Raw genomic sequence first — 25,721 nt, 5'->3', positions numbered from 1 at the left:
GGAGAGGAACTAATGGTACAACTGACCCTCCCCAAGAATTCCCGGATCACCACCGGCAAGACCTGGCCCAAACCCGAGGGCACAACCAATGTGCGCAAGTTCCAAATCTATCGCTGGAATCCGGAAGATGGCCAGAACCCGCGTGTCGATACCTATTTCGTGGACATGGATACCTGCGGTCCGATGGTTCTGGACGCGCTGATCAAGATCAAGAATGAGATCGACCCGACCCTGACCTTCCGCCGGTCATGCCGTGAAGGCATCTGCGGATCGTGCGCGATGAACATCGACGGGATCAACACACTGGCCTGCATCTATGGCATGGATGAGATCAAGGGAGATGTGAAAATCTACCCGCTGCCGCATATGCCGGTGGTCAAGGACCTGATCCCTGATCTGACGCATTTCTATGCCCAGCACGCCTCGATCATGCCGTGGCTGGAGACCAAGACAAATCGTCCGGCGAAGGAATGGAAGCAATCCATCGAAGACCGCAGGAAACTGGATGGTCTTTATGAATGCGTGATGTGCGCCAGCTGCTCGACCTCGTGCCCCAGCTACTGGTGGAACGGTGACCGTTATCTCGGCCCGGCCGCGTTGTTGCATGCCTATCGCTGGATCATCGACAGCCGGGATGAGGCGACGGGTGAACGGTTGGATGAGCTGGAAGATCCATTCAAGCTGTATCGCTGCCACACCATCATGAACTGTGCCAAGACCTGCCCCAAGGGTCTGAACCCGGCCAAGGCAATAGCCGAAATCAAAAAGATGATGGTTGATCGCGCGGTCTAATTGCGCACTACATCAAAGCACTTGCCGGGTTGCGGCAAGTGCATGTCGCCTCTGCAAAACTATACGATGCGCTCGTACGAGTGTGGTTCTAAAATTCGTATAGGGAGGAGTGATGAATTCGAAATGAGGTCACTCCGATGAGCATTCAAAACCAAAAATGCGACGCTGACAAAGCGTTGGAACTGCTGGAACAGGCCTGGGCCTATTATACACCCGAACCTAAAGTTCCGGCCAAAGACGAAACACCTGAACTGTTTGAATACGCCAACGCTGCCTGATCGCCCCGGTTGGGCTTGAAAATTTTTGCGCAATCGGCAAAGCAGAGATATGCCTGTTCTGTTGCTTCTTCTTGCTGCTGGTGTCTTTGCCTACTTCATATGGCGATCCCGCACGTCTTCTCTGACGCGCGACTGCCGGTGGCGACTACATCGAAGCGAAGGCCAGTGGCGGTGTGCCTTCTGCGGTGCAGTTTCGCAATCCGATACCGAACCCTCACAATGTCTGAAGGGGCAATTGCCGCAGTAAGGGGTTTCGTGTCCGACCGAACTGCGTCAGTCTCTGCCCATGACAGATTCTCGGAACTCTTCCCGCCCACCCGCAGATGCAGAGGCGCGCCGTGCCATTGCACCTGTTATCTGCTACCCGAATGACGGTCTGCCGAAACCTGATCTCGAACTCTATCAAGCGGCGCGTGAGGGCGCACAGAAGACGGGCGAGGTGCTGGTTCCCGCGCGGGACGCGCGGTGCTTTGAGGTGCCTGCCGGACACTTTTTTCGTATCACCTCGGTCGAGGGTCCGCAGGTCGGCGATCTGAACCTGTGGAATCTCAATGCCTTGTCCGAACGGTTCTATTCCGGCAAGACCCGCGCTTTGCATGGAACACACATCACGACAGGTGAGCGTATGTGGTCCAGCTTTCCTCATGTGCGCCCCATGGCAACAATCACTGCCGACACTTTGGGGTGGTACGGAATCGATGAGTTCGGCGGGTCGGTGCATGATGTGATCGGCACGCGGTGCGATCCCTATACTGGCAATCTGTTGTCCGGGTCCCAATACCATCACTGTTGCCATTCGAACCTGACACGTGCACTGGCAGATCATCTGGGGATTTCATTAGCCGAGGCTGAGCCTGCGGTACATGATGTGTTGAATGTGTTCATGTGCACGGGTTTCACACGCGATACGGGGCAGTACTTCATGAAAGCATCGCCGGTACGTCCGGGCGACCATATTGAATTTTTTGCCGAGATTGATCTGCTGGGAAATCTAAGTGCGTGCCCCGGCGGCGATTGCTCGTCGGAACACTCATCGGATACGGCGGCGTGTTATCCGCTGTTGGTCGAAACCTTTTCCCCGGCTGAAGGCGAGTTGGCAGGATGGAGCAGCCCTGCGCGCAACGGATATGATCGCACGCATGGGCGCTAAGCTTTGTGATGTTTAGGTCGGAAAGGCCGCCTGAAGCGCGATTTCAACCATGTCGCCAAAGCTGCTCTCTCGATCAGAGGAAGGCAGGGCTTCGCCGGTCAGAAGATGGTCGGATACTGTCAGAACCGCCAACGCCCGGCATTTGTGGCGTGCGGCGAGGATGTAGAGTTCGGCGGCCTCCATTTCGACCCCCAAAATACCGTGGCGAACCATTTGTTCGTTCAGGTCCGGGCGTTCGTCATAGAAGACATCGGATGAATAGATGCCGCCCACATGGGTCGGTGTGCCTTTGGCTTGCGCTGCCTGGGCCGCGGCCTGCAGCAAGTTCCAATCGGCGCAGGGGGCAAAATTCATCTCTTTCATGATTCCGCGCGAAGGCGTGCTGAGTGTGGTCGAAGTCATCGCCAGAATGACATCGCGCACGTTCACGCTGTTCTGCATCCCGCCACATGAACCAATCCGGATCAGGGTTTTGGCACCGTAATCACGGATCAGTTCGTTCACGTAGATCGAAAGCGACGGCATTCCCATTCCGCTGCCTTGAATTGTGACTTTATTCCCGTTCCAGGTGCCGGTGAATCCCAGCATACCGCGCACTTCATTGACCAGCTTAACATCGTCCAGAAATGTCTCGGCCGCCCATTTCGCACGATACGGGTCGCCGGGCAAAAGAACGGTTTCAGCTATTTCGCCTTTTTCGGCCCCAATATGAATTGTCATTTTGACAAAACCCCCCGATCAGATTTCGAGATCGGTTATATCGGCACCGGCCTTCAGCGCATCATGAATCCATTGCGGCTTACGGCCCCGACCGGTCCAGGTTTGGGACGGATCGTTCGGATTGTGATATTTCGGCTTGGTTTTAGCCCCCTTTGACGGTTTTATCCCATCCAACGGCAATTCGGAAAGTGAAAATCCGAATTCAGCCGCCGCTTTTTCGGCTGCTTTCAAAGCTTCCTTCCGCTCCCGGGTCTCAGCGCTTTTGAGCGCTTTTTCGACCTGATTGCGCAATTCGAGAAGTTCTTTGCGCGACATTTTTTCAAGATCGATTGCCATTTTTTCTCCATTCCGGTTATTGCCGGGCAGGTTGCCCAGGGAATTCGCATATTCCGGTCCTGTCTATTCCTTTTTTATTGGAAATAGAATTGGAGATTTTGGCGAAAATCTTTTTCTACTCTGCAGCGATTTCCTTTGGGTCTACCAAAGTCACGATATCGCCCATGATCGCGTTCAGCTCAAAGTTCTTTGGAGTATAGATTTTAGCCACCCCCATTGCGCGCAGGGCATCGGCATCCTCATCGGGAATGATCCCACCAACGATGACCGGGATGTCGGTCAGGCCCGCCTCGGTCAGGCGCGCCATCACGTCTTTCACCAGCGGCAGGTGACTGCCAGAGAGGATAGAGAGGCCGATGACATGTGCACCGTTTTCCTGGGCGGCGGACACGATTTCCTCGGGGGTCAGGCGGATACCCTCATAGCTGATGTCCATTCCGCAGTCGCGTGCACGAAACGCGATCTGCTCTGCCCCGTTCGAATGCCCGTCCAAACCGGGTTTGCCGACAAGAAACTTCAGCCTGCGTCCCAGCCGATCGCTCACCGCATCGACCGCGGCGCGCAAATTTTCCAGCCCCTCGGTTTTGTTCGAAACCGACCCCGAAACGCCTGTCGGTCCGCGATAGGTGCCGTAAGCTTTGCGCATTTCTTCAGCCCATTCTCCGGTTGTAACACCCGCTCTGGCTGCTGCAATTGAGGGGGCCATCACATTGGCACCGGATCGGGCTGCTTCGCGCAAGGCCTGCAACGCCGCAGTCACGGCGGCGTCATCCCGGTTCGCGCGCCAGTCGTTCAATCGCCCGATCTGTTCCAGCTCGACCGCTGGATCGACGACCATAATGCCGCCATCGTCGGTTTGCAGGGGCGAGGTTTCGCCCTCGGTCCATTTATTGACGCCAACGACTACGGTCTCGTTGCGTTCAATCCGGTTCAGGCGCTCCGCGTTGGATTCAACCAACCGGGATTTCATGTATTCGATCGAAGCGACCGCGCCGCCCATCGATTCGAGGTTCGAAAGTTCGGCCCGCGCCCCATTCTTGAGTTCTTCCACTTTGGCATCGACAACCGGGTTGCCGTCAAACAGGTCGCCATACTCCAGAAGGTCGGTTTCATATGCGAGGATCTGTTGCATCCGCATCGACCATTGCTGGTCCCAGGGGCGTGGCAGACCAAGGGCTTCGTTCCAAGCGGGTAGTTGAACAGCCCGGGCGCGGGCCCGTTTTGACAGGGTGACGGCCAGCATCTCGATCAGGATGCGGTAGACATTGTTTTCTGGTTGCTGTTCGGTCAATCCCAATGAATTCACCTGAACGCCATAGCGGAACCGGCGGAATTTGGGGTCGTCGATGCCATAGCGCTGCTGCAGAATCTCATCCCAAAGATCTACGAACGCGCGCATTTTACACATTTCAGTGACAAACCGGATGCCCGCATTCACAAAAAACGAAATCCGTCCACACAGCGCTGGGAAATCCTCGGCGGGAACGCGCGGGCGCAGTTCGTCCAACACGGCAATGGCGGTTGCCAGCGCATAGGCCAGCTCTTGCTCAGGCGTCGCACCAGCCTCTTGCAGGTGGTACGAACACACATTCATTGGGTTCCATTTGGGCACATTGTCATAACAATACTCGGCCACGTCCGCGATCATCTTCAGCGAAGGCTTGGGCGGGCACACATAGGTACCGCGGCTCAGATATTCCTTGATCAGATCGTTCTGTACGGTGCCCTGTAATTTCGCGACATCCGCGCCCTGTTCCTCGGCGACCGCAATGTAGAGTGCCAAAAGCCAAGGAGCAGTCGCATTGATCGTCATCGAGGTGTTCATCTGTTCCAGCGGAATCTGATCGAACAGGCCCCGCATATCCCCCAGATGGCAGATTGGCACACCGACTTTGCCTACCTCGCCGCGCGCCAGAATGTGGTCGCTGTCATACCCGGTCTGGGTGGGCAGGTCGAATGCCACCGACAACCCGGTCTGACCTTTGGCCAGATTAGAGCGGTACAGCGCATTTGACGCTTTGGCCGTGGAGTGACCGGCATAGGTTCGGATGAGCCAGGGGCGATCTTTCTGCGTCTGCGTCATTGGTCGGGCCTCGTGGGTCGATGGGTAACAAAATTACGTTCCTTGGTGATAAATCGCAATTTTCGACATATGTCAATTCGCTGCGTTGCGGCATCGTCCGGTTTCTGCAGATTGTGAGCGGTCGCAATTGATGGCACTGTGCCCAAATGATGCACACTGTGGAAATTCCGCTCTGGCTGTTTGTGCTGATCGTGTTGTTTGCTGCGGTCACATTCGCGTCGCATTTTCTGTTCCCGTCGGTGCGATGGTTTTTTCGTCGCCGCCTGGAGCGTGCTGTCGCACGGCTGAACAAGCGCCTGCAGCGTCCGATCCAGCCGTTCAAGCTGGCCGGGCGCCACGATATGATTCAGCGACTGATCTATGATCCTCAGGTCAGCAAGGCGGTTCAGCAACATGCCAAAGAGGAAGGTGTGCCGGACGCGGTCGCCTCAGAGAAGGCGCGTCGATATGCGCGCGAGATCGCGCCTTCTTTTTCGACAGTTGCGTATTTCAGCATTGCAATCCGCTTTGCACGCATGTTGAGCAACGCCTTTTACAATGTTCAGTTGAGCTATGAGAACAAAGCGGCGCTGGACAGTATCGACCCCGATGCGACGGTCGTTTATGTCATGAACCATCGCAGCAACATGGATTACGTGCTCGTCACGTATTTGGCAGCAGATCATTCGGCGTTGTCATATGCGGTGGGCGAATGGGCGCGCGTCTGGCCGCTGAGCCGATTGATTCGTGCCATGGGGGCTTACTTCATTCGCCGCAAGTCAGGCAGCGACCTGTATCGACAGGTGCTGGCAAGTTACGTGCGGCACGCGACCGAAGCGGGTGTAACGCAAGCCATGTTCCCAGAAGGCGGGTTGAGTCTGACAGGTCAGCTGGGGCGCCCCAAACTTGGTCTGCTGAAATACATCGTTGATGGAGCCGAGCCGAAAGGGCGAGATGTGGTGTTTGTTCCCGTGGCACTGAATTACGACCGGGTGCTCGAAGATTCCAATCTGACCGCAGCGGCAAAGGATAGCGAGCGCCGCTTCCGTGCCCGGATTGGCGTTATCACGCGCTGGACCCTGAAACAAATCTGGCGGCGGCTCATTGGGCGTTACAAGAGATTCGGGATTGCCTCGGTTCGATACGCCACACCAATATCCCTGAAAGAGTTCAGGGTATCGCACGAACGTGATCTGACGACTGATCTGGCCCGCGAACTCATGCGCAGGATTGGGAATGCAATACCGTTTGTTCCAGTTCCTGCTGCGTGCCGACTGATTCAGCAGGAGGGGCAGATGTCGGAAGAAGATCTGAGATCCCGATTGATGAAGCTGGGCGGCGAGGCTGTGGTGCATGACGGTGAAGAGGCGATTGGAGATGCGCTCAATCAGTTGGTCGAGCGCCGAATTCTGCTGCGTGAGAATGGGGTTCTACGCCCGTCCGGCGAGCGGACCGAGTTGTTGGCATATTATGCGTCAGCTTCTGTTCCTGCCAGTGGACAAGAAGATGATGCAGGTGCAGAATATATTTCTGCACCTGCTGGGTCATAAAATTACAAAAACAGCACCAAAAATGGTTGCAATATTACCCATAGGTTAATATTCCATCTGTGGAAAGCCGCGATTCTGCGGCGCGGCAATAGATGGATAGAAGGAGGCCAACATGGCTTTGGATGTCGATACCGGTATCGCGTCGTATGAGGCGCCGGAAAAAGACCTCTATGAGATGGGTGAAATTCCTCCGATGGGATTCGTGCCCAAGAAAATGTACGCATGGGCCATCCGTAAGGAACGCCATGGCGAGCCGAACACGGCCATGCAGCTGGAAGTCGTTGATGTTCCCACGCTGGACAGCCACGAAGTGCTGGTTCTCGTAATGGCGGCAGGCGTGAACTATAACGGTGTCTGGGCTTCTCTGGGCAAGCCTATCAGCCCGTTTGACGGTCACGGGCAGCCTTTCCATATCGCGGGTTCGGATGCCTCGGGCATCGTCTGGGCTGTCGGTGACAAGGTAAAGCGCTGGAAAGTCGGCGATGAGGTTGTGATCCATTGCAATCAGGATGACGGCGACGATGAGGCCTGCAACGGTGGCGACCCGATGTATTCGGACAGCCAGCGTATCTGGGGCTACGAAACTCCGGACGGGTCGTTTGCGCAATTTACCAACGTTCAGTCGCAACAGCTAATGCCGCGCCCCAAGCACCTGACCTGGGAAGAAAGCGCTTGCTACACTCTGACACTGGCGACCGCATACCGGATGCTGTTCGGGCACGAGCCGCATGATCTGAAGCCCGGCCAAAACGTTCTGGTTTGGGGTGCGTCGGGCGGTCTGGGATCGTATGCGATCCAGCTGATCAACACTGCGGGTGCAAATGCGATCGGTGTGATCTCGGACGAGAGCAAGCGTGACTTTGTTATGGGACTGGGCGCCAAGGGCGTTCTGAACCGTAAGGACTTCAATTGCTGGGGTCAGTTGCCTACGGTCAACACACCTGAATACGCCGACTGGTTCAAAGAGGCCCGCAAGTTCGGTAAGGCCATCTGGGATATCACCGGCAAAGGCGTCAACGTTGACATGGTGTTCGAACATCCGGGTGAAAGCACATTCCCGGTTTCGACATTCGTGGTCAAAAAGGGCGGCATGGTCGTGATCTGTGCCGGAACCACAGGTTACAACCTGACCTTTGACGTCCGCTATATGTGGATGCACCAAAAACGCCTGCAAGGGTCACACTTTGCACATCTCAAGCAGGCCTCAGCCGCGAACCAGCTGATGGTCGAGCGTCGTCTCGATCCCTGTATGTCCGAGGTGTTCACCTGGCAGGATCTGCCTGAGGCGCACATGAAGATGATGCGGAATGAACACAAGCCGGGCAACATGTCGGTGCTTGTACAGGCCCCGCATACCGGAATGCGTACTCTTGAAGAGGTACTGGCTGCCCGCGACTAACGGTCTCAGCCATTCGACATCCACAACACCCGCAAGGCGCAGATTGGCCCTTGCGGGTGTTTTCCGTTTCTGCAGTATCTGTTTATTTTCAATAACTTGTAAGTTCACACCTCGCTATTTCTGGGGAGTAGAAAGCAGTGAATAGGACGAAATAGTCTGTACATGTTATGGTTGTGTTAACCCTTCGTTAACTATTTCGGGGACACCCTGATGGCGCAAAATGAGTGGATATTGGACGTTCTGTCGGACCTCAACGCCTTTGCGGTGGCGAACGGGTTGAGCGCGCTTGCCGAGCAGCTTGATGATACAAGGCTGATCGCTGCGGCCGAGATTGCGTCCTCAAAGGATGAGGCTTGCGCGCCCGCGAATGGGAACAAAGTTCGATTTGAGTCAAATCCTCGAGGATTTGGAAAACACCAGCACGCTTGAGGAGCTGGCCGCCGTATTGGTCCAATTACGGGACCAGCTGCAAATTGATCACATTACCTATCACTGGGTGGATGGTGCTGGGGATCAGTATGGGTTTACGACCTATCCGGATGCCTGGGATAAGCAATATCGCGACAAGAACTATCATCGGATTGATCCGGTCATTCTGGGCTGCTTTCAGCGCTTTCACGCGGTGGACTGGAAACAGCTGAATTGGTCGGGAAAAGCAGTCAGGTCTTTCCTGCAGGATGCGCAGGAGCATGGCGTTGGTAATCAGGGCTATTCGATCCCACTGAGGGGCCCCAGTGGACAGTTCGCGTTGTTTACAGTCAATAACACTTGCGATGATGCGGGCTGGCAGGCGTTTATCGACACACATGGTCGCGATTTGATTCTGGTCGCGCACTTCCTTAACCGTAAGGCGCTGGAATTCGCCAAAAATAGACAGCCCGAAACAACGCGTGGACTGTCCCCCCGTGAAATAGATGCCATGACGTTGCTGGCGCTTGGCTACAGCAGGGCGCAAGTGGCGCATTCTCTTTCGATCTCGGAACACACGCTCAGAGCCTATATCGAAAGCGCACGCTCGAAACTCGGAGCACAGAATACGACTCATGCAATCGCCACCGCACTCAGTAGAGGATTAATAGTCGTTTAACGACCGTACGGTGGTCTCATCTTAAATTAACCACGTGTTTGTACCCCCTTTGTTCCAAGTGTGGACGACAAGGGGAACATGTCATGTTGCGTTATCTGTATGCTGATGAGCTGCATAAATTTCCGGAATTGGCCAGGGGGATGTTCAGGGATCGCGCCGATCAGTTCAAAACCCGTCTCGGCTGGGACGTAAAGATTAACGAAAAGGGCGAAGAGCGGGACCAGTACGATGATCTAAACCCGCTTTATATCATCTGGGAAGAGGCGGATGGCAGCCACGGCGGGTCGATGCGGATATTGCCGACAACAGGTCCGGTCATGGTGAACGACATATTCGGACACCTCACCGGCGGCAAGCCGATCCACAGCCCTCTGATCTGGGAGGTGACACGCTTTTGTCTGTCGCGCACTGCCAGCGCCCATACTGCGGGCGCTATCATGCTCAGCGGCGGTGAGGTGATGGAGGGGTTCGGCCTGACTCATATTGCAGGCGTCTTCGATGCGCGCATGATCCGGATTTACCGGATGATCGGCTCTTCGCCGGTGGTTCTGGGATGCGAAGGGTCGGGGCGAGACCAAATTTCCGTGGGTTTGTGGCCTTATTCGGCCGAAGATTGCAACCGTGTCTCTGCCCGGGCCGGTATCCCGCGCGAGCTGTCGCGCCTGTGGTTCAGAACTGCTTTTGGCAACAGGGCGCAGCATCGATTTGCGCTGTCCGCCTGAAGAGGCGGAAATCATAATCCGTATCTGGTGGCGCGCGGCGCGTCCCTGTAGGGTCGCGCCATGTCCTTTCCCCAAGTAACCTTTTCCGAAGATCAGGCCGCTGCCTTTGACAATATCGCCGAGATGTTGCGTTCCGCTGGTGTGGACCTTGAAGATGACGCGCTATTGAAGCTGCCCGGCAACGGGAAGTCTGGGGTGATGGCAGTCGTTGGCAAGGCAGGATCAGGAAAAACCCTGTTGTTGGCAGAACTTTACAAGGCTTTAGCCGAGACGGGAGTCAATCTGATCTCGGGTGATTTTGAAAGCCGAAAAGCCCGCGACAAACGCAGCCTTGCAATTCTTGCGCCGACGAACAAGGCTGCCAGTGTACTGCGGTTGCGTGGAGTTCCGGCGACGACGATCCACCGCATTCTTTACACCCCTGTCTACGACCCAGAGTACGAGCGCATTGCCGAGTGGCTGGCGGGCAATGATGAACGACCCGAAATCGAAGGGCTGACGGATGAAGCCCTTGATCGCGCGGCGGCATTTTATTCCAATAACAAATCCATACCTGGTGCGCTGGCAGCTGCTGGTCTGAGAGGATCGGATTTCATCACCGGTTGGAAACGCCGGGACGAGCCGCTGGATATCGGATTTGTGGATGAAGCCTCGATGTTGGATGATCGGCAGTTCGAGGATTTGCAGGAGATTTTTCCGACGCTGTTATTGTTTGGCGATCCAGCGCAGTTGGCCCCTGTCAATCAATCTGGCTCGATGGTCTTCGAAGGACTGCCAGAGCCGCGCAAGCAGGTATTGCATCGCGTACATAGACAGACAGCAGACAATCCAATCCTTGATCTGGCCCATGCTCTGTCAGACCCCACAATGGGGTTCGAGGATTTCGAACGCCTGATCGAGGAAACCGCCCGCAAGGATGATCGCGTCATTTGGGGCCAAAGGGTTGAGGTTGATCTGATGGCACGTAGCCCGGTTCTGGTCTGGCGCAATGCGACCCGCATCCGGCTGATTCAGGCGTTCCGCACCGTACATGGCGCTCCGGAGACCGAGTTGCTGGAAGGTGAGCCGCTGATTTGCGATGGTATTGAATTGCCCCTGAAACATCGCAAGAAACGATTGGATCTTGAGGCGCGCGGACTGATCAAAGGGGCGCAGGTCATCTACCTTGGTCCCGGTCGCAAACCGGGTTTTTCGCGCTTGCATGTGATGGGTGCCGAAGACCCGCAAGTTTCGGCGGCGTCAATCGTGCAGATCGAAAAACCGGACGAGGAAGAGCCGTTCATACCCTTCGCTGCTCGCATGGGGGCAACCTTCCTGCATGGCGCCGCCGTAACGATTCACAAGGCGCAGGGGTCGCAATGGAATACGGTGCAGGTCTTTGCCCCGGACATTTATGCTGCCGCCCGAATGGGTCGACCCGAGGCGGGGCAGCCGTTGTGGAAACGTCTGGCCTATGTTGCCATTACCCGGGCACAGGAACGGCTGATCTGGGTGGTGCGAAACAGGTTGTCCAAGCCAACCTATCCACTGCGTGTGGATGACCTCCGGACGGTAGCTGCGCCGTCATTGACATTGGAGGCGGAAGAGACATGAAGACGATCATTGTGACAGGTGCCAGCTCGGGTATTGGTCGCGCCACCGCCGAGCTGTTTCTCGCAGAAGGTTGGACCGTCGGGCTTTTAGCGCGCAGCGCTGAAAAGCTTGAGGAAATGGCGCGGGGTAACGGCTCAGCCATCCCGCTGATTGCGGATGTGACCAATGCGGAAGCGGTCGCGCAGGCCTTCAATTACTTTGTAAATCAATCAGGTCGTCTGGACGCGCTGTTCAACAACGCAGGCATTTTCGCAGCCGGAGGTAAAATCGATGAGATCGCGCTTGAGGATTGGTACAATTCGGTCAATGTGAACCTGAATGGCATGTTCCTGTGCGCCCGCGCGGCGTTTGCGGCGATGCGGGCGCAGTCACCGCAGGGCGGGCGGATTATCAATAACGGTTCAATTGCCGCTCATGTGCCGCGCCCCAACTCAGTGCACTATTCGGCGACAAAACATGCGATTACAGGGCTGACGCGCAGCTTGTCCTTGGACGGGCGTGAGCTTGGCATTGCCTGTGGGCAAATCGATATCGGCAATGCGCGCACTCCGATGGTTCAGGATCTGGTGGAAAAGGCCATCGCCGATGGTCAGAGGCCAGATCCTACAATGGATGTCGGCGATGCGGCCCGTTCAGTCTTGCATATGGCCGAACTGCCGCCTGAGGCAAATGTTCAGTTCATGACGGTCATGGCCACGACAATGCCCTATGTCGGTCGTGGATGACGATCAGTTCTGGCGCAAAAGGCGGAAGGCAGTTGATGCACCCCAACCTGCGGCAATCGCAATGGCCAGCGACATAAGCCCGTACCAGATCGGCTGTTCACGGGACATGGTATAGAGAATTCGCTCGAGTCCGACCTTGCGAACATCAATTGCGGTTTCAAAGGTCGAGACAACCATACCGCTTCTGGTCAGAAAGATGCGGGCGGTGTAGTCGCCCTCTGTCAGGTCCGACGGCATGTCGATCGACGTACGGAACAGTGTCTGTTCGTCCACAGCCACCGTGTTTTGCCGGATCGAATACAGCCCTTCATGTTCACGAATGCGAATGACTGCTTCTGAAAAATTCTGCGCGCCCTGAATACTCATATCGGCACCGACCGACCGGATTGCACGCTCGATCGAGACTCTGTACCGAAGATCTTCAGTATTGGTCAGAACCTCGTTAAACGGTGCGCTCGTGGCGACGGCGTAGAAGCTTGGGGCCAGATCAACGACAAGGCTGTCAGTGTTGATCCAGATGCCAAACCGTTTCTCTTTGCGCCGCACTGTGACAGGCTCGGATGGGCCGACGACGGAAACGATGACTTCAAGCGGGGGGCCTTCCGGGATCGGGGCCTCGCGCTTTACGGCTCCGAAAATCAGGATCTCGGAGCCGTCGAAATCAGCCGTGATTGAGACGCGATCCTGGCTGAGGCCTAGTACAACCTGTTCTTCGGTTGCATAGGCGGGCAGACAGATCAGGCAGAGAAGGGTGATCAGACGTAACATCTCAGTGCCCTCCCGCATCGCCAAGCGAGTACAGTTCGGACGGCTGCAGCAGCAGATCAAGCGCCAGTTTGCCGCAGACCACAAGCACCAGCGCAGCCAGTAGAACGCGCAATTGTTCAGCTGGCATTCGTGCACCGATAACAGTCCCGATCTGTGCTCCGACCACACCACCAACCAGCAGCAGAACTGCCAATACGACATCAACAGTATAGTTGGTCGTGGCGTGCAACATGGTGGTAAAGGCGGTTACAAAGATGATCTGAAACAACGAAGTACCGACCACCACCTTGGTGGGCATACCCAGAAGATAGATCATCGCGGGTACCATGATGAACCCACCACCGACGCCCATAATAGCGGATAAGACGCCCACGAACAGGCCGATAATCACCGGTGGTATGACCGAGATATACAGGCCCGACGTGCGGAACCGCATTTTGAACGGCATGGCGTGAATCCATCCACGCTGGCGCCGTTTCGGAGGAGGCGTGCCGCCCTTGCGTGACTTGCGTATCGCATTAAGGCTTTCGATGAACATCAGGCTGCCGATTATCCCAAGGAAAACCACGTAGCAGAGTTTGACCAGCAGATCGACCTGCCCAAGACTTTTGAGATAGTTGAACACGATCACGCCCAGTGCGGCGCCTGCAAGGCCCCCGATCAACAGGACCGTACCCATCTTCAGGTCAACTGTTCGACGCCTGAAATGCGCCAGCACCCCCGAAAACGAAGAGGCTACGATCTGGTTGGCCTCGGTTGCCACAGCGACCGCGGGTGGAATGCCAATGAAAAACAGCAGTGGGGTCATCAGGAACCCGCCGCCAACGCCAAACATTCCGGACAGGATGCCAACCATCCCACCCAAACCAAACAGCAGAAAGGCATTTACGGAAACTTCGGCAATCGGGAGGTAAATCTGCATGGCTTCTTCTAGTCGGAACAGGCCGTACCACACGACGCGGTATAGCAAGTGATTACATAAATCTCAAAAGACGAAGCGCGCGTGCCGGGTAGGGCCATCCGTTTGATTCCGTGGCTCAACCTGAAAACGACCGAGAACTTGGCTGCGGAACTGATGCGGGACACGTCCATACCCCCTTAGAGCGGTTGCGGCATACAAAATCAACTCTGTATGCCGCTTCGCAGCAAACAGGACCGAGGGACAGTCCTGAACTGGCACTATCAGCGCTCTTTGACGTAGGGCTCTCCACCCGCTCGCGGCGGTATGGCCTTGCCTACGAATCCGGCAAGAATCACTACGGTCAGGATATAGGGCAGGGCGTCCATGACCTGCACGGGTATCACAACCCCGCCCAAATCAATGTTCTGGAATCGCAGGGCGACGGCTTGCAACAATCCGAACAACAGGCAGGCCCACATTGCGTGCCAGGGCCGCCACTTTGCAAAGATCAGCGCAGCCAGTGCGATGAATCCCCGGCCCGCAGTCATTTCCTTTACGAACCCGGCTTGCAGGGCTGTGGCAAGGTAGGCACCCGCGATGCCACATAGCACACCGCATATCGCAACTGCTGCGTAACGGAGACCAACAACCGAGACCCCAGCGGTATCCACCGCCGCAGGGTTTTCCCCGACTGCACGTAGACGCAGCCCGAACCGGGTGCGGAATAGAATCCACCAGGTCAGAGGCACCATCAAGAAAGCGACATAGACCAGAATGGAATGACCAGACAGAAGCTCGGAATAGGCCAAATGCAGGGCATTGGTTTCAGACATCAGCTCGGAAACCGGGCGACCTGTTAGTTCGGCATCCTCCGGACCGATTGCATAAGGGAACTCTGCAGATTCAAACCGCCCTTCTCCGAACAACGACGGCGTGCGACCGCCCTGCTTGAACCAGCTCTGAGCGATAAGAACCGTCATGCCTGAGGCCAGGAAGTTGATCGCGACTCCCGAGATCAGCTGATTGCCCCGGAACGTGATCGACGCAAACCCATGTAGTGCTGAAAGGACCAGAGACGCCGCGATGCCGGCGAGCAGCCCCAGCCAGACCGAGCCGGTCACGGCAGCGACCGCAGCCGAGAAGAATGCTGCCATCAGCATCTTGCCTTCAAGGCCGATATCGAAGATGCCCGCGCGTTCGGAATAGAGCCCAGCCAGACAGGCCAGAAGCAGGGGCGTTGCCAGACGGATGGTCGAATCCAGAACCTGGACGAGTGTCAGGAAGAAATCCATCAGGCCGACCCCTTCCGCAGAGCCATGAAAAGCTTTTCAAGTGGTATGCGCACCATGTTGTCCAGCGCGCCGGTAAACAGGATTACCAATGCCTGAATTACCACAATCAGTTCGCGTGGAATGGACGTCCACAGCGCGAGTTCAGCCCCACCCTGATACAGGAACCCAAACAGAATAGCGGCCAGAAATACTCCGAACGGATGTGATCGACCCATCAGTGCCACGGCTATACCGATGAAACCCGCGCCTTCGGTAGCGTTCAGCACTAACCGTTCGGCTTCACCCATCACGTTGTTAATGGCCATCAGCCCGGCCAATGCGCCTGAGATCAGCATGGCAATAACGGTGATCCGTACGGGCGAGATCCCAGCATACACTGCACCAGTTTCAGAGTGGCCATAGGCACGGATTTCATAGCCCAGCCGGGTCCGCCAGATCAGGGCCCAGACAACAAAACACGCAAGGATTGCTACGAAGAACGAGATGTTCGCGGGCGCTCCGCGAAACATCACGTTTTCGGCCGTTGAAAACATCGATTGGAACGTGGGCAGATGCACCGCTTCGGGGAAGCGTGCCGTCGCTGGATCCTGTGAGCCCTGCGGGCGCATCACGTTGACCAGCATGTAGTTCAGGAATGCGGCGGCGATAAAGTTGAACATAATCGTAGTGATCACGATATGACTGCCCCGCTTGGCCTGCAGATAAGCAGGAATCGCGGCCCAAGCTGCGCCAAAGATCATTGATGCAGCACACGCGGCAAGTAAAGCAATGGTCCAGTGAGGCCAGGGCACAGACAGACAGACAATCGCGACGCCCAGCCCGCCCAACATGGCCTGGCCTTCGCCGCCAATGTTGAACAGGCGCGCGTGGAAGGCGACAGCCACCGCGAGACCGGTGAAGATGAAGTTTGTCGCGTAATAAAGCGTATAGCCCCAGCCATAGGTCGAACCCAGTGCACCTGTGACCATCAGGTTGACCGCCTCAATAGGGTCTTCCCCAATGGCCAGGATGACGATTGCCGAAAGGATTGTGGCCAAGAGCAGGCTGATTATCGGGATCAGCACCACATCGGCCCATTTAGGCATTTTTTCCATGGTTCAGGCGGCCTCTCCTGCAACACCGGCCATCAGCAGGCCCAGCTCTTTTTCATCCGTCTCAGCGGGCAGACGCTCGCCCATGATATGTCCGTCAAACATCACCGCGATCCGGTCCGAGAGTGAGAAAATCTCTTCCAACTCGACTGAAACCAGCAGGATCGCCTTGCCCTGATCGCGCAGAGCGACGATCTGTTTGTGAATAAACTCGATGGCACCGATATCCACGCCGCGCGTGGGTTGGCCAACCAGCAGAAGGTCGGGGTTCCGCTCGATTTCTCGTGCAACGACGATCTTTTGTTGGTTGCCGCCCGAGAAGCTTTTTGCAGTCAGCCAGCCATTGGGCGGGCGCACGTCAAACTTCTCGATCTTGGCTTCGGTATCGGCGCGCAGGGCGGCGTTGTCCATGAACAGCCCGCGTTTGTACGCAGGGTCGCGGTGATAGCCAAAGGCGACGTTCTCCCACGCGTAGAAATCCATGATCAGGCCTTCGCGCTGGCGGTCTTCTGGCACATGTGCGACGCCCTGCGCGCGCCGCGCCTGCCCATCCGAGCCGGGACCGTGCATTGCGAGGCGTTCACCGTTCAGCTTGATCGACCCCTGACCGGGACGCATCCCGCCCAGGACCTCAAGCAATTCTGATTGTCCATTTCCGGCGACCCCAGCGATGCCCACAATCTCACCCGCGCGGACACTCAGGTCGATGCCTTTGACACGTTCAACCCCGGCCGAGTCGGTAACGCTCAGGTTCTCAATCTCAAGAACCGGTTTGCCCGGCTGTGCGGGCACTTTGTCGACCTGCAACAGCACTTTGCGGCCGACCATCAACTCGGCCAGCTCCTGCGGGTTTGTGTCTGCGGTTTTGACAGTCGCCGTCATCTCGCCCCGACGCATTACCGAGACCGTATCGGTGTTTTCCATGATCTCTCGCAGCTTATGCGTGATCACGATAATCGTCTTCCCTTCGGACCTCAGCCGGTCGAGAATGCGGAATAACTGATCGGCCTCGGCAGGTGTCAGAACGCCCGTCGGCTCGTCCAGAATCAGAATCTCGGCCTTGCGGTAAAGCGCCTTGAGAATTTCGACCCTCTGCTGCATTCCCACGCCGATCTCATCGATGCGCTTGTCGGGGTCGACAAACAGTTCGTATTCTTCTTCCAGCGCTTTCAGTTCTTTGCGGGCCTTCGCCAGCGAAGGGGCCAGCAGGCCGCCATCTTCAGCGCCGAGAACAATGTTCTCCAGAACGGTGAAATTCTCGACCAGCTTGAAATGCTGAAACACCATCCCGATGCCCGAGGCGATGGCCGCCTGGCTGTCAGGGATGTCGGTCTTTTGGCCGTTGATCCAGATTTCGCCTTTGTCGGCTTTGTAAAAACCATAGAGGATACTCATCAGGGTGGATTTGCCCGCACCGTTTTCTCCGATGATCCCGTGGATCGTGCCGGGGGCGACGCTGATGGAAATATCCTTGTTGGCCTGAACCGGCCCAAAGGCTTTGGAAATCCCTTTGAGCTCAATGGCGGGGACGGTCATGTCTTGTCCTCAATTGCCGAAAGCGCCGCGATGCGTGTCGCGGCAGAGTGGGTTCGGGGCGAAGTTCAATGCCTTCGCCCCGTGTGTTATCAGAACTGCAGTGCCGGGCAGCTGTCGTTCTCGTAGTAGCTGACGACCGAGACATTGCCGTCGATGATGTCCTGACGGGCTTTGTCCACGGCTGCTTTCATGTCATCCGAAACCAACTCGGCATTGTTTTCGTCCATCGAAACGCCAACGCCATCTTCGGCCAGGCCCATGGTGAAAACGCCGGTTTCAACATCATCGCCCGCGCTCATCGCATCGTAAACGGCCACGTCAACGCGCTTCAACATCGAGGTCAGAACCTTGCCGGGGTGCAGGTGGTTCTGGTTGCTGTCGACGCCGATCGACAGGATGCCTTCATCAGCGGCGGTCTGAAGTACACCAACGCCGGTTCCGCCAGCTGCAGCATAAACGACGTCAGCACCCTGACTGATCTGCGCCTTGGTCAGCTCGGACCCTTTTACGGGATCATTCCACGCTGCCGGAGTTGTGCCGGTCATGTTGGCCACAACGTTGATGTCCGGGTTCACTGCCTTGGCGCCTTGCGCATAGCCGCAGCCAAAATGACGGATCAGCGGAACGTCCATGCCACCGATGAAGCCCACCGTGCCGGATTTCGATGCCATAGCCGCCATCATGCCAACCAGATACGAGCCTTCATGCTCGGCAAAGCCAACCTGACGCACATTTGGTGCATCCAGCCAGGTCACGTCGACCACAACGAAGGTGGTATCCGGATAGTCAGAGGCAACAGCGCTGAGCGGATCGGCCATGCCGAAGCCCATGGTGATGATCGGGTTCGAGCCCGCCTCGGCAAAACGACGCAGAGCCTGTTCGCGCTGGGCTTCGGATTGCATCTCAATCTCGCGATAGCTGCCGCCGGTCTCTTCGGCCCAACGCGACGCGCCGTTATGCGCGGCTTCGTTGAACGACTTGTCGAATTTGCCGCCCAGATCAAAGATCAGGGCCGGTTCGGCCATCGCCGCGCCTGCTGTCAGTGCGACCGCAGCGGCGGCGCCCATCAAGGATTTCAAAATGGTCATCTGTTACTCCCGTTGGCTACTATCGGTCCGGGACTGAACGGCCCGGCACCCACTCAGAGCGAGCATACCTGTTGTGATGGCGGGAATTAAAGCCGTTTGCAACAGCTTCGATCAACTGATTTTTGACCGGGTGGTCTAAAATGGCGATTATTTTCCGCTCAACCGGCATTCCATGACGATTGCATCAACGTTATGGCAGTTTTCACGACGATAATACCCCTTACGTGTCGCGCACGGAGTGTATCCGAAAGCCTGATACAGGGATATGGCCGGAAGATTGTCGGACGCGACATCCAGAAAGGCACGGGATACCCCGAGAACGCGCGCCTTGGTATGCCAGTCTGTCATCACCCGCCGTGCCAGCCCGCGTCGTTGATAATCCGGATGAGTGGCGATTGTTATCAGCTCTGCCTCGCCCGCGATTACCTGAATGAGGGCGAAAGAGTGTTTATCTCCAACAGTATGATTGAAGCGGTTTGCCATAAGATTGGCAAATTCAACCGCGTTCCAGGGGCGGGACTGGGTAAAAGCCGCCGCGTGGATATCGGCCATGATCTCTGGGGTCATTCGTCCAACAGTACTGGTGGAACGTCGCTGGAAGGTGCGGCATCCGCCGGACGGATATATAGCGGAGCGGGTGGCGCCTGAATCGTCGCGTACTGGCGCGCGGCAACCCGGGCGATTGCACAGGCCTGCCGGGCAGGCTGATCGCAGAAATACAAGGGACCAGCAGCGTCTGCTGTCTGACGTGAGGTTAGGTAAGGCGGTTCCCCGTCCGGCTGCAGATAAACCTGATCACGCGGGGCGGGAATCGCCGGGATATGGCCTGCCGGTGCCAACTCCATCAGTGCGTCAAAGCCCGATACGCCGACCGCAGGCACGCCCAGCCCAAGTGCCAGCCCGCGTGCCGCGGATACAGAAATGCGGATACCGGTAAAGTTGCCGGGACCGATGCCAACGCCAATGGCTGTAAGGCACTGCCAAGTACAGTTGTGCTCGGTCAGCAGTTCTTGCAGCAAGGGCATCAGCCGCTCGGCTTGACCGCGGGTCATCGCCTCGGTGCGAGTGGCGACAATCTCGCCTGCTCGCAACAAAGCGGCCGCGCAATGCGCGGCCGATGTGTCAAATGCCAGTATTGTCTGGTCAGACCGCAACGGGGCGAACCTCGGTCACCTCAGGGATATAGTGGCGCAGCAGGTTCTCGATGCCCATTTTCAACGTCAGGGTCGAGGAGGGGCAGCCCGCGCAGGCGCCCTGCATGTGCAGATAGACCACGCCCCGGTCAAATCCGTGGAATGTGATGTCGCCACCGTCCTGCGCTACGGCAGGACGCACGCGGCTGTCCAGCAGATCTTTGATCTGGTTGACGATTTCCGCATCTTCCCCGGTGTGTTCTGCGTGGCCCGAGGCGGTTTCTGCCCCGGCACCCATTACCGGCTGGCCGGATTGATAGTGTTCCATAACAGCGCCGAGGATGGCGGGCTTGATGTGATCCCACTGCACGTCTTCAGATTTGGTCACAGTGACGAAATCGTTGCCGAAGAATACCCCGGTCACGCCGCTCACGCCAAAAATGCGTTTTGCGAGTGGAGATTTCTCGGCGGCTTCGGCGCTTGGGAAATCTGCGGTGCCCGCGTCCAGAACCGTTTGGCCGGGCAGGAACTTCAGTGTGGCCGGGTTGGGTGTGGATTCGGTTTGAATGAACATGGCGCGGCTCCGTCTAAGATGCATCTGATATGCGCGCCCGGACGACGGAAGTCAAGATTTGGAATCGTTCTAAGTTCAGGTGAAGTAAGAGGAGGCGTAGGAAACCGCATCGTCAAGACGGTCATCCCCCCAAAACAGTTCGTTGCCGATGATAAAGCTGGGTGCGCCAAAGATGTGCAGGGCTTTTGCGCGGGCGACCTGTTCGAACAAATCGGCCTTGATCTTCGGGTCGCTCATTCGTTGCACAGCATCTGGTGCGCTACCTGAGGCAGCAAGACAATCGGACAGCACTGCCGGGTCCGAGATGTCATGCCCAGAAGCGAATTGCGTTGAATAGACGGCCTGAACAAAAGCTGCCCGCCGATCACCTTGCTCGACCGCCAATGCCAAGCGCGCTGCTTTCAGGCTGTTTTGTGGAAACGATTCAGGCCGCTGAAAGGGCAGATTACGGGCTGCACAAAGCCGCTCCATATCTCGCCACATGTATTGCCCTTTCGCCGGATAGATCTTGAACGGCGAGGTGGTCCATCCCTGTTCAGCAAAGATCGGGCCCAGAAGAAAAGGCTGCCACTCTACGGCAACCCCTTTCATGGTCGCCGCCTGTTGGATGCGCATCGCGCTAAGATAGGAATAGGTTGAGGCGAAATCGAACCAAAACTGCAAAGTTGCGGGCATCTGTTTGCCTCAGGTGATGGCTTCCAACTTTTCTTTGCTCAGGTCGCCGGGCACGATGGTGATCGGAATTGGCAGGCTGCCCGAGTTCCGGGTCAACTGGGTGACCAGCGGCCCGGGACCTTTCTTGTCGGTGCCGGCGCCCAGCACCAGAACGCCAATCTCGGGGTCGGACTGGACGTGCTCGATGATCTCGGCCACAGGGTCGCCTTCACGAATGGCCAATTCGGGTTCAACCCCCTGCTTGTCGCGCATCCATTTGGCGAACACCTCGAAATGCGCGTGAATGCGTTCGCGCGCTTCCTCACGCATCACCTCGGCAACGCCGATCCAATGGTTGAACTCATCTGGTGGAATGACCGATAGAACCGTGACCCCGCCACCCGTATGTGCCGCGCGCATCGCTGCAAATCGCATGGCGTTCAGGCATTCGCGGCTGTCGTCCAGAACGACTAGGAACTTGCGCATGTTTGTCCTCGTTTGTTTTCGGGATCATGCCCCACAGGATGCGCAGTGGCAACTGAAACAGGCAAGCGCGGGTCAGCGATTGCTTGCGGCCCAATCCCAGTACATTGCGCGCGCACGACGCGCTATCGGGCCCACCTGATATTGGGTGTCATCCAGCGCCGTGATTGGGGTCACTTTGCTCATGTTGCCGCTCATGAACACTTCATCCGCATCATGAAAATCATCGAAACTGAGGACGGTTTCATGCACCGCTACACCATCGGCCCGCAGGTTCTTGATATGTCTTGCCCGGGTGATTCCTGCAAGGAACGTGCCATTGGGGATCGGGGTAAAAACCTCACCATCGCGGACCATGAAGATGTTTGCCGTTGCAGTTTCAGCCACATGCCCCATCGCGTCCGCAACCAATGCGTTCGAAAATCCCTTGCTGCGCGCCTCTTGCAGCATCCGGGCATTGTTTGGATACAGGCAACCGGCTTTGGCATTAACCACAGCCGATTCCAGGACAGGGCGTCGGAATCGCGTGGTTGTCAGCGTGGCCGAGGCGGTTTCAGGTGCCATCGGGATTTCTTCGAGGCAGATCGCGAAACCTGTGCTGTTTTCTTGTGGGATGATCGCGGTGTGATCTCCGTCGATCCCCCAATACATGGGGCGAATATACACAGCGGCGTCAGGTTCATAGCTTTGCAACCCTTCGTGAACCAGATCGACCATCTGTTCGGTGGTCACTGAGGGTGTCAGCATCAGCGCCTCAGCCGAGCGGTTCACACGGGCGCAATGGGCATCCAAGTCCGGGGCCATTCCGTCAAAGAACCGGGCGCCGTCAAAAACCGATGAGCCTAGCCATGCACCATGGTCGGCGGCGCGCATGATCGGGGTGTCCCCGTCATGCCATCGACCATCAAAATAAGTGCGGATGTTTTTGCCGACCGCCATTGCGCCCTCCCTCAAGCTTCGGGAAAACCTAGGTTGGGGTTGACGCGAGGTCCAGCAGATTATCCGGTCAGCAGAGGTAGTGATCCACGTTTGACCATTGTGCGCAAAGCAAAATTTGATCGTAGGTTCCGGATGCCCTGAATTTTCATCAATCGGTTTTCCAGAAAGGCGTCAAACGCGTTGAGATCTTTGGCAACCACACGCAGCAGAATGTCGCGCGAGCCGGTCATGAGATAGCACTCCATCACCTCATCACAACGGCGAATGGCCTTTTCAAATGAATCGATGGCGTCGCGGTCCTGTTTTTCCAGTTCGACAGACACGAAGATTGTGACTCCGAACCCAAGCCGCTCGGGGTCCACCTGAGCTGCGTACCCAGTGATGATCCCATCCCGTTGCAGCCGATCCAGACGTCGCGCGCAAGGCGTCGGGGACAACCCGACATGTTCTGCCAGATCAATAACAGTAATGCGCCCATCGACTTGAATGGCGCGGATTATCTTGGAATCGATGTCATCCATGGAGAATAACTCTATCTGTTTGAGCAGTTTTAGAGAGTAGTGCCAAAATATCCTTGAAGATAGTGGTAAATAGGTGAAAACCACTCGGCGATAGGTGACAGAATCTTGGGACAATCCCGGAGGACAAGAATGGACATCACCATCATTGCCGCGCCAGAGCACGAGCGCGTGGTTGAATTCAAGGACAGCGCGCTTGGCCTTTTAGGCTATGTCGCGATTCACTCGACGCGACGTGGCCCTGCTGCGGGCGGTGTGCGGATGCACCCATATGGGCACACTGCCGAAGCCCTGAATGATGCCTTGAGACTGGCAAGGGGCATGACATTCAAAAACGCTGCGGCTGATCTTCCTCTTGGGGGTGGCAAGGCTGTGATTGTCGGTGATCCACAAGTTGATAAGTCGCCAGAGCTGCTGCAGGCTTTCGGGCAAGTTGTACAAAGCCTGAGCGGCCAGTATTGGACGGCAGAAGATATGGGGATGACGCCCATCGACATGGCGCATATCGGATTCAAAACTGACTTTGTTGCGGGGCTGGCAGAGGGACAGTTCGCGAGTGGTGATCCATCCCCAATTACCGCGCGTGGAATACACAATGCGATTTGTGTGACCGCACGGCACCGGTTTGGGTTGGTGAACCTGAATGGCCTGACAGTATCAGTTCAGGGTCTTGGCCATGTGGGCGCGCATTTGTGTCACTTGCTGGATGATGCAGGCGCACGGTTGATCGTGACGGATGTCGATGCTCGCCAGTCGGCGCGCATAGCTGAGAAGTTTTCAGCACAAGCGGTTGCTCCCGATGCGATTTATGACGTTAAGGCCGATATATTTGCCCCCTGCGCGATTGGTGGTACCCTCAACGAAACGAGCATCCCGCTCTTACGGGTTGGCGCCGTGGCGGGTGGTGCGAACAACCAGTTGGCCAGCGACGGCGACGCGCAGATGCTTCACCATCGCGGCATTCTGTACGCCCCCGATTTCGTCGCCAACGGCGGAGGTATCGTAAACGTGGCGACAGAAATCCTGCGTGTTGCCGAGCGCGAAGCCTGGGTGGCTGACAGATTAAAGGCGCTCAAACAGACGATGGATCGCATTCTGACAAGGGCCAAGATCGAAGCGGTCAGCCCGCATGAGGTTGCCGAATCCATCGTGCAAGAAATGCTGCACCCCAAGGCCGCGTAAGAAGCCGCCTAACAAGAAACGCCGCCCGGAATGGGCGGCGTTTCAGTGTCTTGTTTGAACGGTCAGGACTTGCCTGCGCCAACCATGCCGACAATTTCGTAGGTTTTCTGTAAGATCGGGGACGCAATTGTACGCGCGCGTTCAGCACCGCGCGCTAGAATCTGGTCGATCTCAGCCTCTTCACCCATCAAACGCGCCATTTCCGACGAGATCGGTGACAGCTTCTCAACGGCCAGTTCAGCCAGCATCGGCTTGAAATCACCAAATTGCTTGCCGCCGACGTCTGCCAATACCTGCTCAGCTGTCTGATCGTTGAGCGCAGCATAGATATTCACCAGATTGCGCGCCTCGGGGCGATCTTCAAGACCGTCGATTTCCGATGGCAGAGCATCCGGGTCGGTTTTGGCCTTGCGGATCTTCTTGGCGATGGCATCTGCGTCGTCGGTCATGTTGATCCTGCTCATGTCCGAAGTATCGGATTTCGACATCTTCTTGGACCCGTCGCGCAGGCTCATGACCCGAGTTGCCGTCCCTTCGATCACAGGTTCGGTAATCGGGAAGAAATCAACGCCGAAGTCATTGTTGAACTTGATCGCAATGTCGCGGGTCAGTTCCAGATGCTGCTTCTGATCATCACCTACGGGCACGTGGGTTGCGTGGTAGATCAGAATATCCGCAGCCATCAGCGACGGATATGCAAACAGACCCAACGAGGCGTTCTGTTGGTTCTTGCCTGCCTTGTCCTTCCATTGCGTCATACGCTGCATCCATCCCATCCGGGCGACGCAGTTGAATACCCATGCCAGCTGTGCATGTTCGGGCACCTGACTTTGGTTGAACAGGATGGAATGTTCGGGGTCGATACCAGCCGCGATGAAGCCAGCGCACAGTTCGCGTGTTGAATGCGCCAAGTCCTTCGGGTCTTGCCAGGTGGTAATCGCGTGGAGGTCAACCATGCAGTAGACGGTCTGAAACTCCGGCCCCTGCATATCCACGAAACGTTTGAGCGCACCCAGGTAATTGCCCAAGTGCAGGTTTCCTGAAGGCTGGATGCCGGAAAACACGCGGGGCGTGAATTGGGTCTCGGTCATCAAAGGAAACTCCTGTCTGGAAAAATCAGCCCCCGTCGCTTACCCATGAGGCAAAGG

The 25,721-nt window shown here is 56.6% G+C and carries 27 protein-coding genes; 10 read left to right on the top strand and 17 right to left on the bottom strand.

Translation table 11 applies throughout. From position 1 onward, the window contains the following. The first annotated feature begins 12 nt into the window (after positions 1-12). From BLU89_RS11200 to BLU89_RS11190, 3 genes are all read left to right on the top strand, one after another. A complete protein-coding gene (locus tag BLU89_RS11200) occupies positions 13-792 on the top strand; it encodes a succinate dehydrogenase iron-sulfur subunit (RefSeq protein ID WP_074736928.1) in 780 nt (259 codons plus the stop codon). Positions 793-929: 137 nt separating this feature from the next. Next, a complete protein-coding gene (locus BLU89_RS21545; protein ID WP_176797696.1) occupies positions 930-1,070 on the top strand; it encodes a hypothetical protein in 141 nt (46 codons plus the stop codon). 286 nt (positions 1,071-1,356) lie between these two features. Then, positions 1,357-2,220, top strand: coding sequence for an urea carboxylase-associated family protein (locus tag BLU89_RS11190; RefSeq protein ID WP_074736926.1), 864 nt, complete (start codon positions 1,357-1,359; stop codon positions 2,218-2,220). A gap of 12 nt (positions 2,221-2,232) precedes the next feature. On the opposite strand, the gene deoD is transcribed toward BLU89_RS11190, so the two are convergent. The 3 genes from deoD to BLU89_RS11175 all read right to left on the bottom strand — a co-directional run bounded on the left by deoD (position 2,233) and on the right by BLU89_RS11175 (position 5,359). Next, positions 2,233-2,940, bottom strand: a complete 708-nt coding sequence (gene deoD / locus BLU89_RS11185) for a purine-nucleoside phosphorylase (RefSeq protein ID WP_074736925.1) — start codon at positions 2,938-2,940, stop codon at positions 2,233-2,235. 18 nt (positions 2,941-2,958) lie between these two features. After that, positions 2,959-3,276 (bottom strand): H-NS histone family protein, encoded by a 318-nt coding sequence (locus BLU89_RS11180; protein WP_074736924.1) that lies wholly within the window; start codon positions 3,274-3,276, stop codon positions 2,959-2,961. 115 nt (positions 3,277-3,391) lie between these two features. Continuing rightward, positions 3,392-5,359, bottom strand: coding sequence for a protein meaA (locus tag BLU89_RS11175; protein WP_074736923.1), 1,968 nt, complete (start codon positions 5,357-5,359; stop codon positions 3,392-3,394). Positions 5,360-5,505: 146 nt separating this feature from the next. On the opposite strand from BLU89_RS11175, the gene BLU89_RS11170 reads away from it, so the two are divergent. The 6 genes from BLU89_RS11170 to BLU89_RS11145 all read left to right on the top strand — a co-directional run bounded on the left by BLU89_RS11170 (position 5,506) and on the right by BLU89_RS11145 (position 12,414). Next, on the top strand, positions 5,506-6,888 hold the full coding sequence (locus BLU89_RS11170; RefSeq protein ID WP_074736922.1) for a 1-acyl-sn-glycerol-3-phosphate acyltransferase: 1,383 nt from the start codon (positions 5,506-5,508) through the stop codon (positions 6,886-6,888). 112 nt (positions 6,889-7,000) lie between these two features. Next, entirely contained in the window at positions 7,001-8,287 is a 1,287-nt protein-coding gene (gene ccrA, locus BLU89_RS11165) for a crotonyl-CoA carboxylase/reductase (protein WP_074736921.1), read from the top strand. Positions 8,288-8,654: 367 nt separating this feature from the next. Beyond that, positions 8,655-9,374 (top strand): helix-turn-helix transcriptional regulator, encoded by a 720-nt coding sequence (locus BLU89_RS11160; RefSeq protein WP_074736920.1) that lies wholly within the window; start codon positions 8,655-8,657, stop codon positions 9,372-9,374. An 83-nt stretch (positions 9,375-9,457) separates the two neighbouring features. Further along, entirely contained in the window at positions 9,458-10,096 is a 639-nt protein-coding gene (locus BLU89_RS11155; RefSeq protein WP_074736919.1) for an acyl-homoserine-lactone synthase, read from the top strand. Between the two features lie 60 nt (positions 10,097-10,156). Then, on the top strand, positions 10,157-11,689 hold the full coding sequence (locus BLU89_RS11150; protein ID WP_074736918.1) for an ATP-dependent DNA helicase: 1,533 nt from the start codon (positions 10,157-10,159) through the stop codon (positions 11,687-11,689). Then, complete coding sequence (locus tag BLU89_RS11145; RefSeq protein WP_074736917.1) at positions 11,686-12,414, top strand: SDR family oxidoreductase; 729 nt, start codon at positions 11,686-11,688, stop codon at positions 12,412-12,414. The genes BLU89_RS11150 and BLU89_RS11145 overlap by 4 nt, the downstream gene beginning before the upstream one ends. Before the next feature lie 3 nt (positions 12,415-12,417). Here the strand turns inward: BLU89_RS11145 and BLU89_RS11140 are convergent, their stop codons facing one another. The 13 genes from BLU89_RS11140 to BLU89_RS11080 all read right to left on the bottom strand — a co-directional run bounded on the left by BLU89_RS11140 (position 12,418) and on the right by BLU89_RS11080 (position 23,394). Then, positions 12,418-13,182 (bottom strand): TIGR02186 family protein, encoded by a 765-nt coding sequence (locus tag BLU89_RS11140; RefSeq protein WP_245709745.1) that lies wholly within the window; start codon positions 13,180-13,182, stop codon positions 12,418-12,420. A 1-nt stretch (position 13,183) separates the two neighbouring features. Continuing rightward, a complete protein-coding gene (locus BLU89_RS11135) occupies positions 13,184-14,104 on the bottom strand; it encodes a sulfite exporter TauE/SafE family protein (RefSeq protein ID WP_074737116.1) in 921 nt (306 codons plus the stop codon). Positions 14,105-14,364: 260 nt separating this feature from the next. Continuing rightward, positions 14,365-15,375, bottom strand: coding sequence for an ABC transporter permease (locus BLU89_RS11130; protein WP_074736915.1), 1,011 nt, complete (start codon positions 15,373-15,375; stop codon positions 14,365-14,367). Continuing rightward, positions 15,375-16,469 (bottom strand): ABC transporter permease, encoded by a 1,095-nt coding sequence (locus tag BLU89_RS11125; protein ID WP_074736914.1) that lies wholly within the window; start codon positions 16,467-16,469, stop codon positions 15,375-15,377. Before BLU89_RS11125 ends, BLU89_RS11130 begins: the two co-directional genes overlap by 1 nt. A 3-nt stretch (positions 16,470-16,472) precedes the next feature. After that, the gene (locus BLU89_RS11120; RefSeq protein ID WP_074736913.1) at positions 16,473-18,002 is read right to left on the bottom strand and encodes an ABC transporter ATP-binding protein; all 1,530 of its coding nucleotides are present in this window, start codon (positions 18,000-18,002) and stop codon (positions 16,473-16,475) included. An 89-nt stretch (positions 18,003-18,091) separates the two neighbouring features. Continuing rightward, complete coding sequence (locus tag BLU89_RS11115; RefSeq protein ID WP_074736912.1) at positions 18,092-19,090, bottom strand: BMP family lipoprotein; 999 nt, start codon at positions 19,088-19,090, stop codon at positions 18,092-18,094. A 147-nt stretch (positions 19,091-19,237) separates the two neighbouring features. After that, a complete protein-coding gene (locus BLU89_RS11110) occupies positions 19,238-19,657 on the bottom strand; it encodes a GNAT family N-acetyltransferase (protein ID WP_074736911.1) in 420 nt (139 codons plus the stop codon). Then, positions 19,654-20,244 carry a tRNA (adenosine(37)-N6)-threonylcarbamoyltransferase complex dimerization subunit type 1 TsaB gene (gene tsaB / locus BLU89_RS11105; RefSeq protein ID WP_074736910.1) on the bottom strand — a complete coding sequence of 197 codons (591 nt, stop codon included), beginning with the start codon at positions 20,242-20,244 and terminating at the stop codon, positions 19,654-19,656. The genes BLU89_RS11110 and tsaB overlap by 4 nt, the downstream gene beginning before the upstream one ends. Continuing rightward, positions 20,234-20,797 carry a NifU family protein gene (locus BLU89_RS11100; protein ID WP_074736909.1) on the bottom strand — a complete coding sequence of 188 codons (564 nt, stop codon included), beginning with the start codon at positions 20,795-20,797 and terminating at the stop codon, positions 20,234-20,236. The genes tsaB and BLU89_RS11100 overlap by 11 nt, the downstream gene beginning before the upstream one ends. Before the next feature lie 75 nt (positions 20,798-20,872). Continuing rightward, positions 20,873-21,472, bottom strand: coding sequence for a 2-hydroxychromene-2-carboxylate isomerase (locus BLU89_RS11095; protein WP_074736908.1), 600 nt, complete (start codon positions 21,470-21,472; stop codon positions 20,873-20,875). A gap of 9 nt (positions 21,473-21,481) precedes the next feature. Further along, the gene (locus BLU89_RS11090) at positions 21,482-21,937 is read right to left on the bottom strand and encodes a universal stress protein (protein ID WP_074736907.1); all 456 of its coding nucleotides are present in this window, start codon (positions 21,935-21,937) and stop codon (positions 21,482-21,484) included. A gap of 72 nt (positions 21,938-22,009) precedes the next feature. After that, complete coding sequence (locus BLU89_RS11085) at positions 22,010-22,873, bottom strand: branched-chain amino acid aminotransferase (RefSeq protein WP_074736906.1); 864 nt, start codon at positions 22,871-22,873, stop codon at positions 22,010-22,012. A 59-nt stretch (positions 22,874-22,932) separates the two neighbouring features. Further along, entirely contained in the window at positions 22,933-23,394 is a 462-nt protein-coding gene (locus BLU89_RS11080; protein WP_074736905.1) for an Lrp/AsnC family transcriptional regulator, read from the bottom strand. Positions 23,395-23,523: 129 nt separating this feature from the next. On the opposite strand from BLU89_RS11080, the gene BLU89_RS11075 reads away from it, so the two are divergent. After that, a complete protein-coding gene (locus BLU89_RS11075) occupies positions 23,524-24,573 on the top strand; it encodes a Glu/Leu/Phe/Val family dehydrogenase (protein WP_074736904.1) in 1,050 nt (349 codons plus the stop codon). Between the two features lie 62 nt (positions 24,574-24,635). Here the strand turns inward: BLU89_RS11075 and trpS are convergent, their stop codons facing one another. Continuing rightward, positions 24,636-25,664 carry a tryptophan--tRNA ligase gene (gene trpS, locus BLU89_RS11070; RefSeq protein WP_074736903.1) on the bottom strand — a complete coding sequence of 343 codons (1,029 nt, stop codon included), beginning with the start codon at positions 25,662-25,664 and terminating at the stop codon, positions 24,636-24,638. Positions 25,665-25,721 lie beyond the last annotated feature (57 nt).

Origin of the sequence: Ruegeria halocynthiae (assembly GCF_900106805.1) — a bacterium.
Taxonomy (GTDB): domain Bacteria; phylum Pseudomonadota; class Alphaproteobacteria; order Rhodobacterales; family Rhodobacteraceae; genus Ruegeria; species Ruegeria halocynthiae.
Note: the sequence above shows the minus strand (reverse complement) of the source record. Positions and strands in the feature narration are given on the sequence as shown.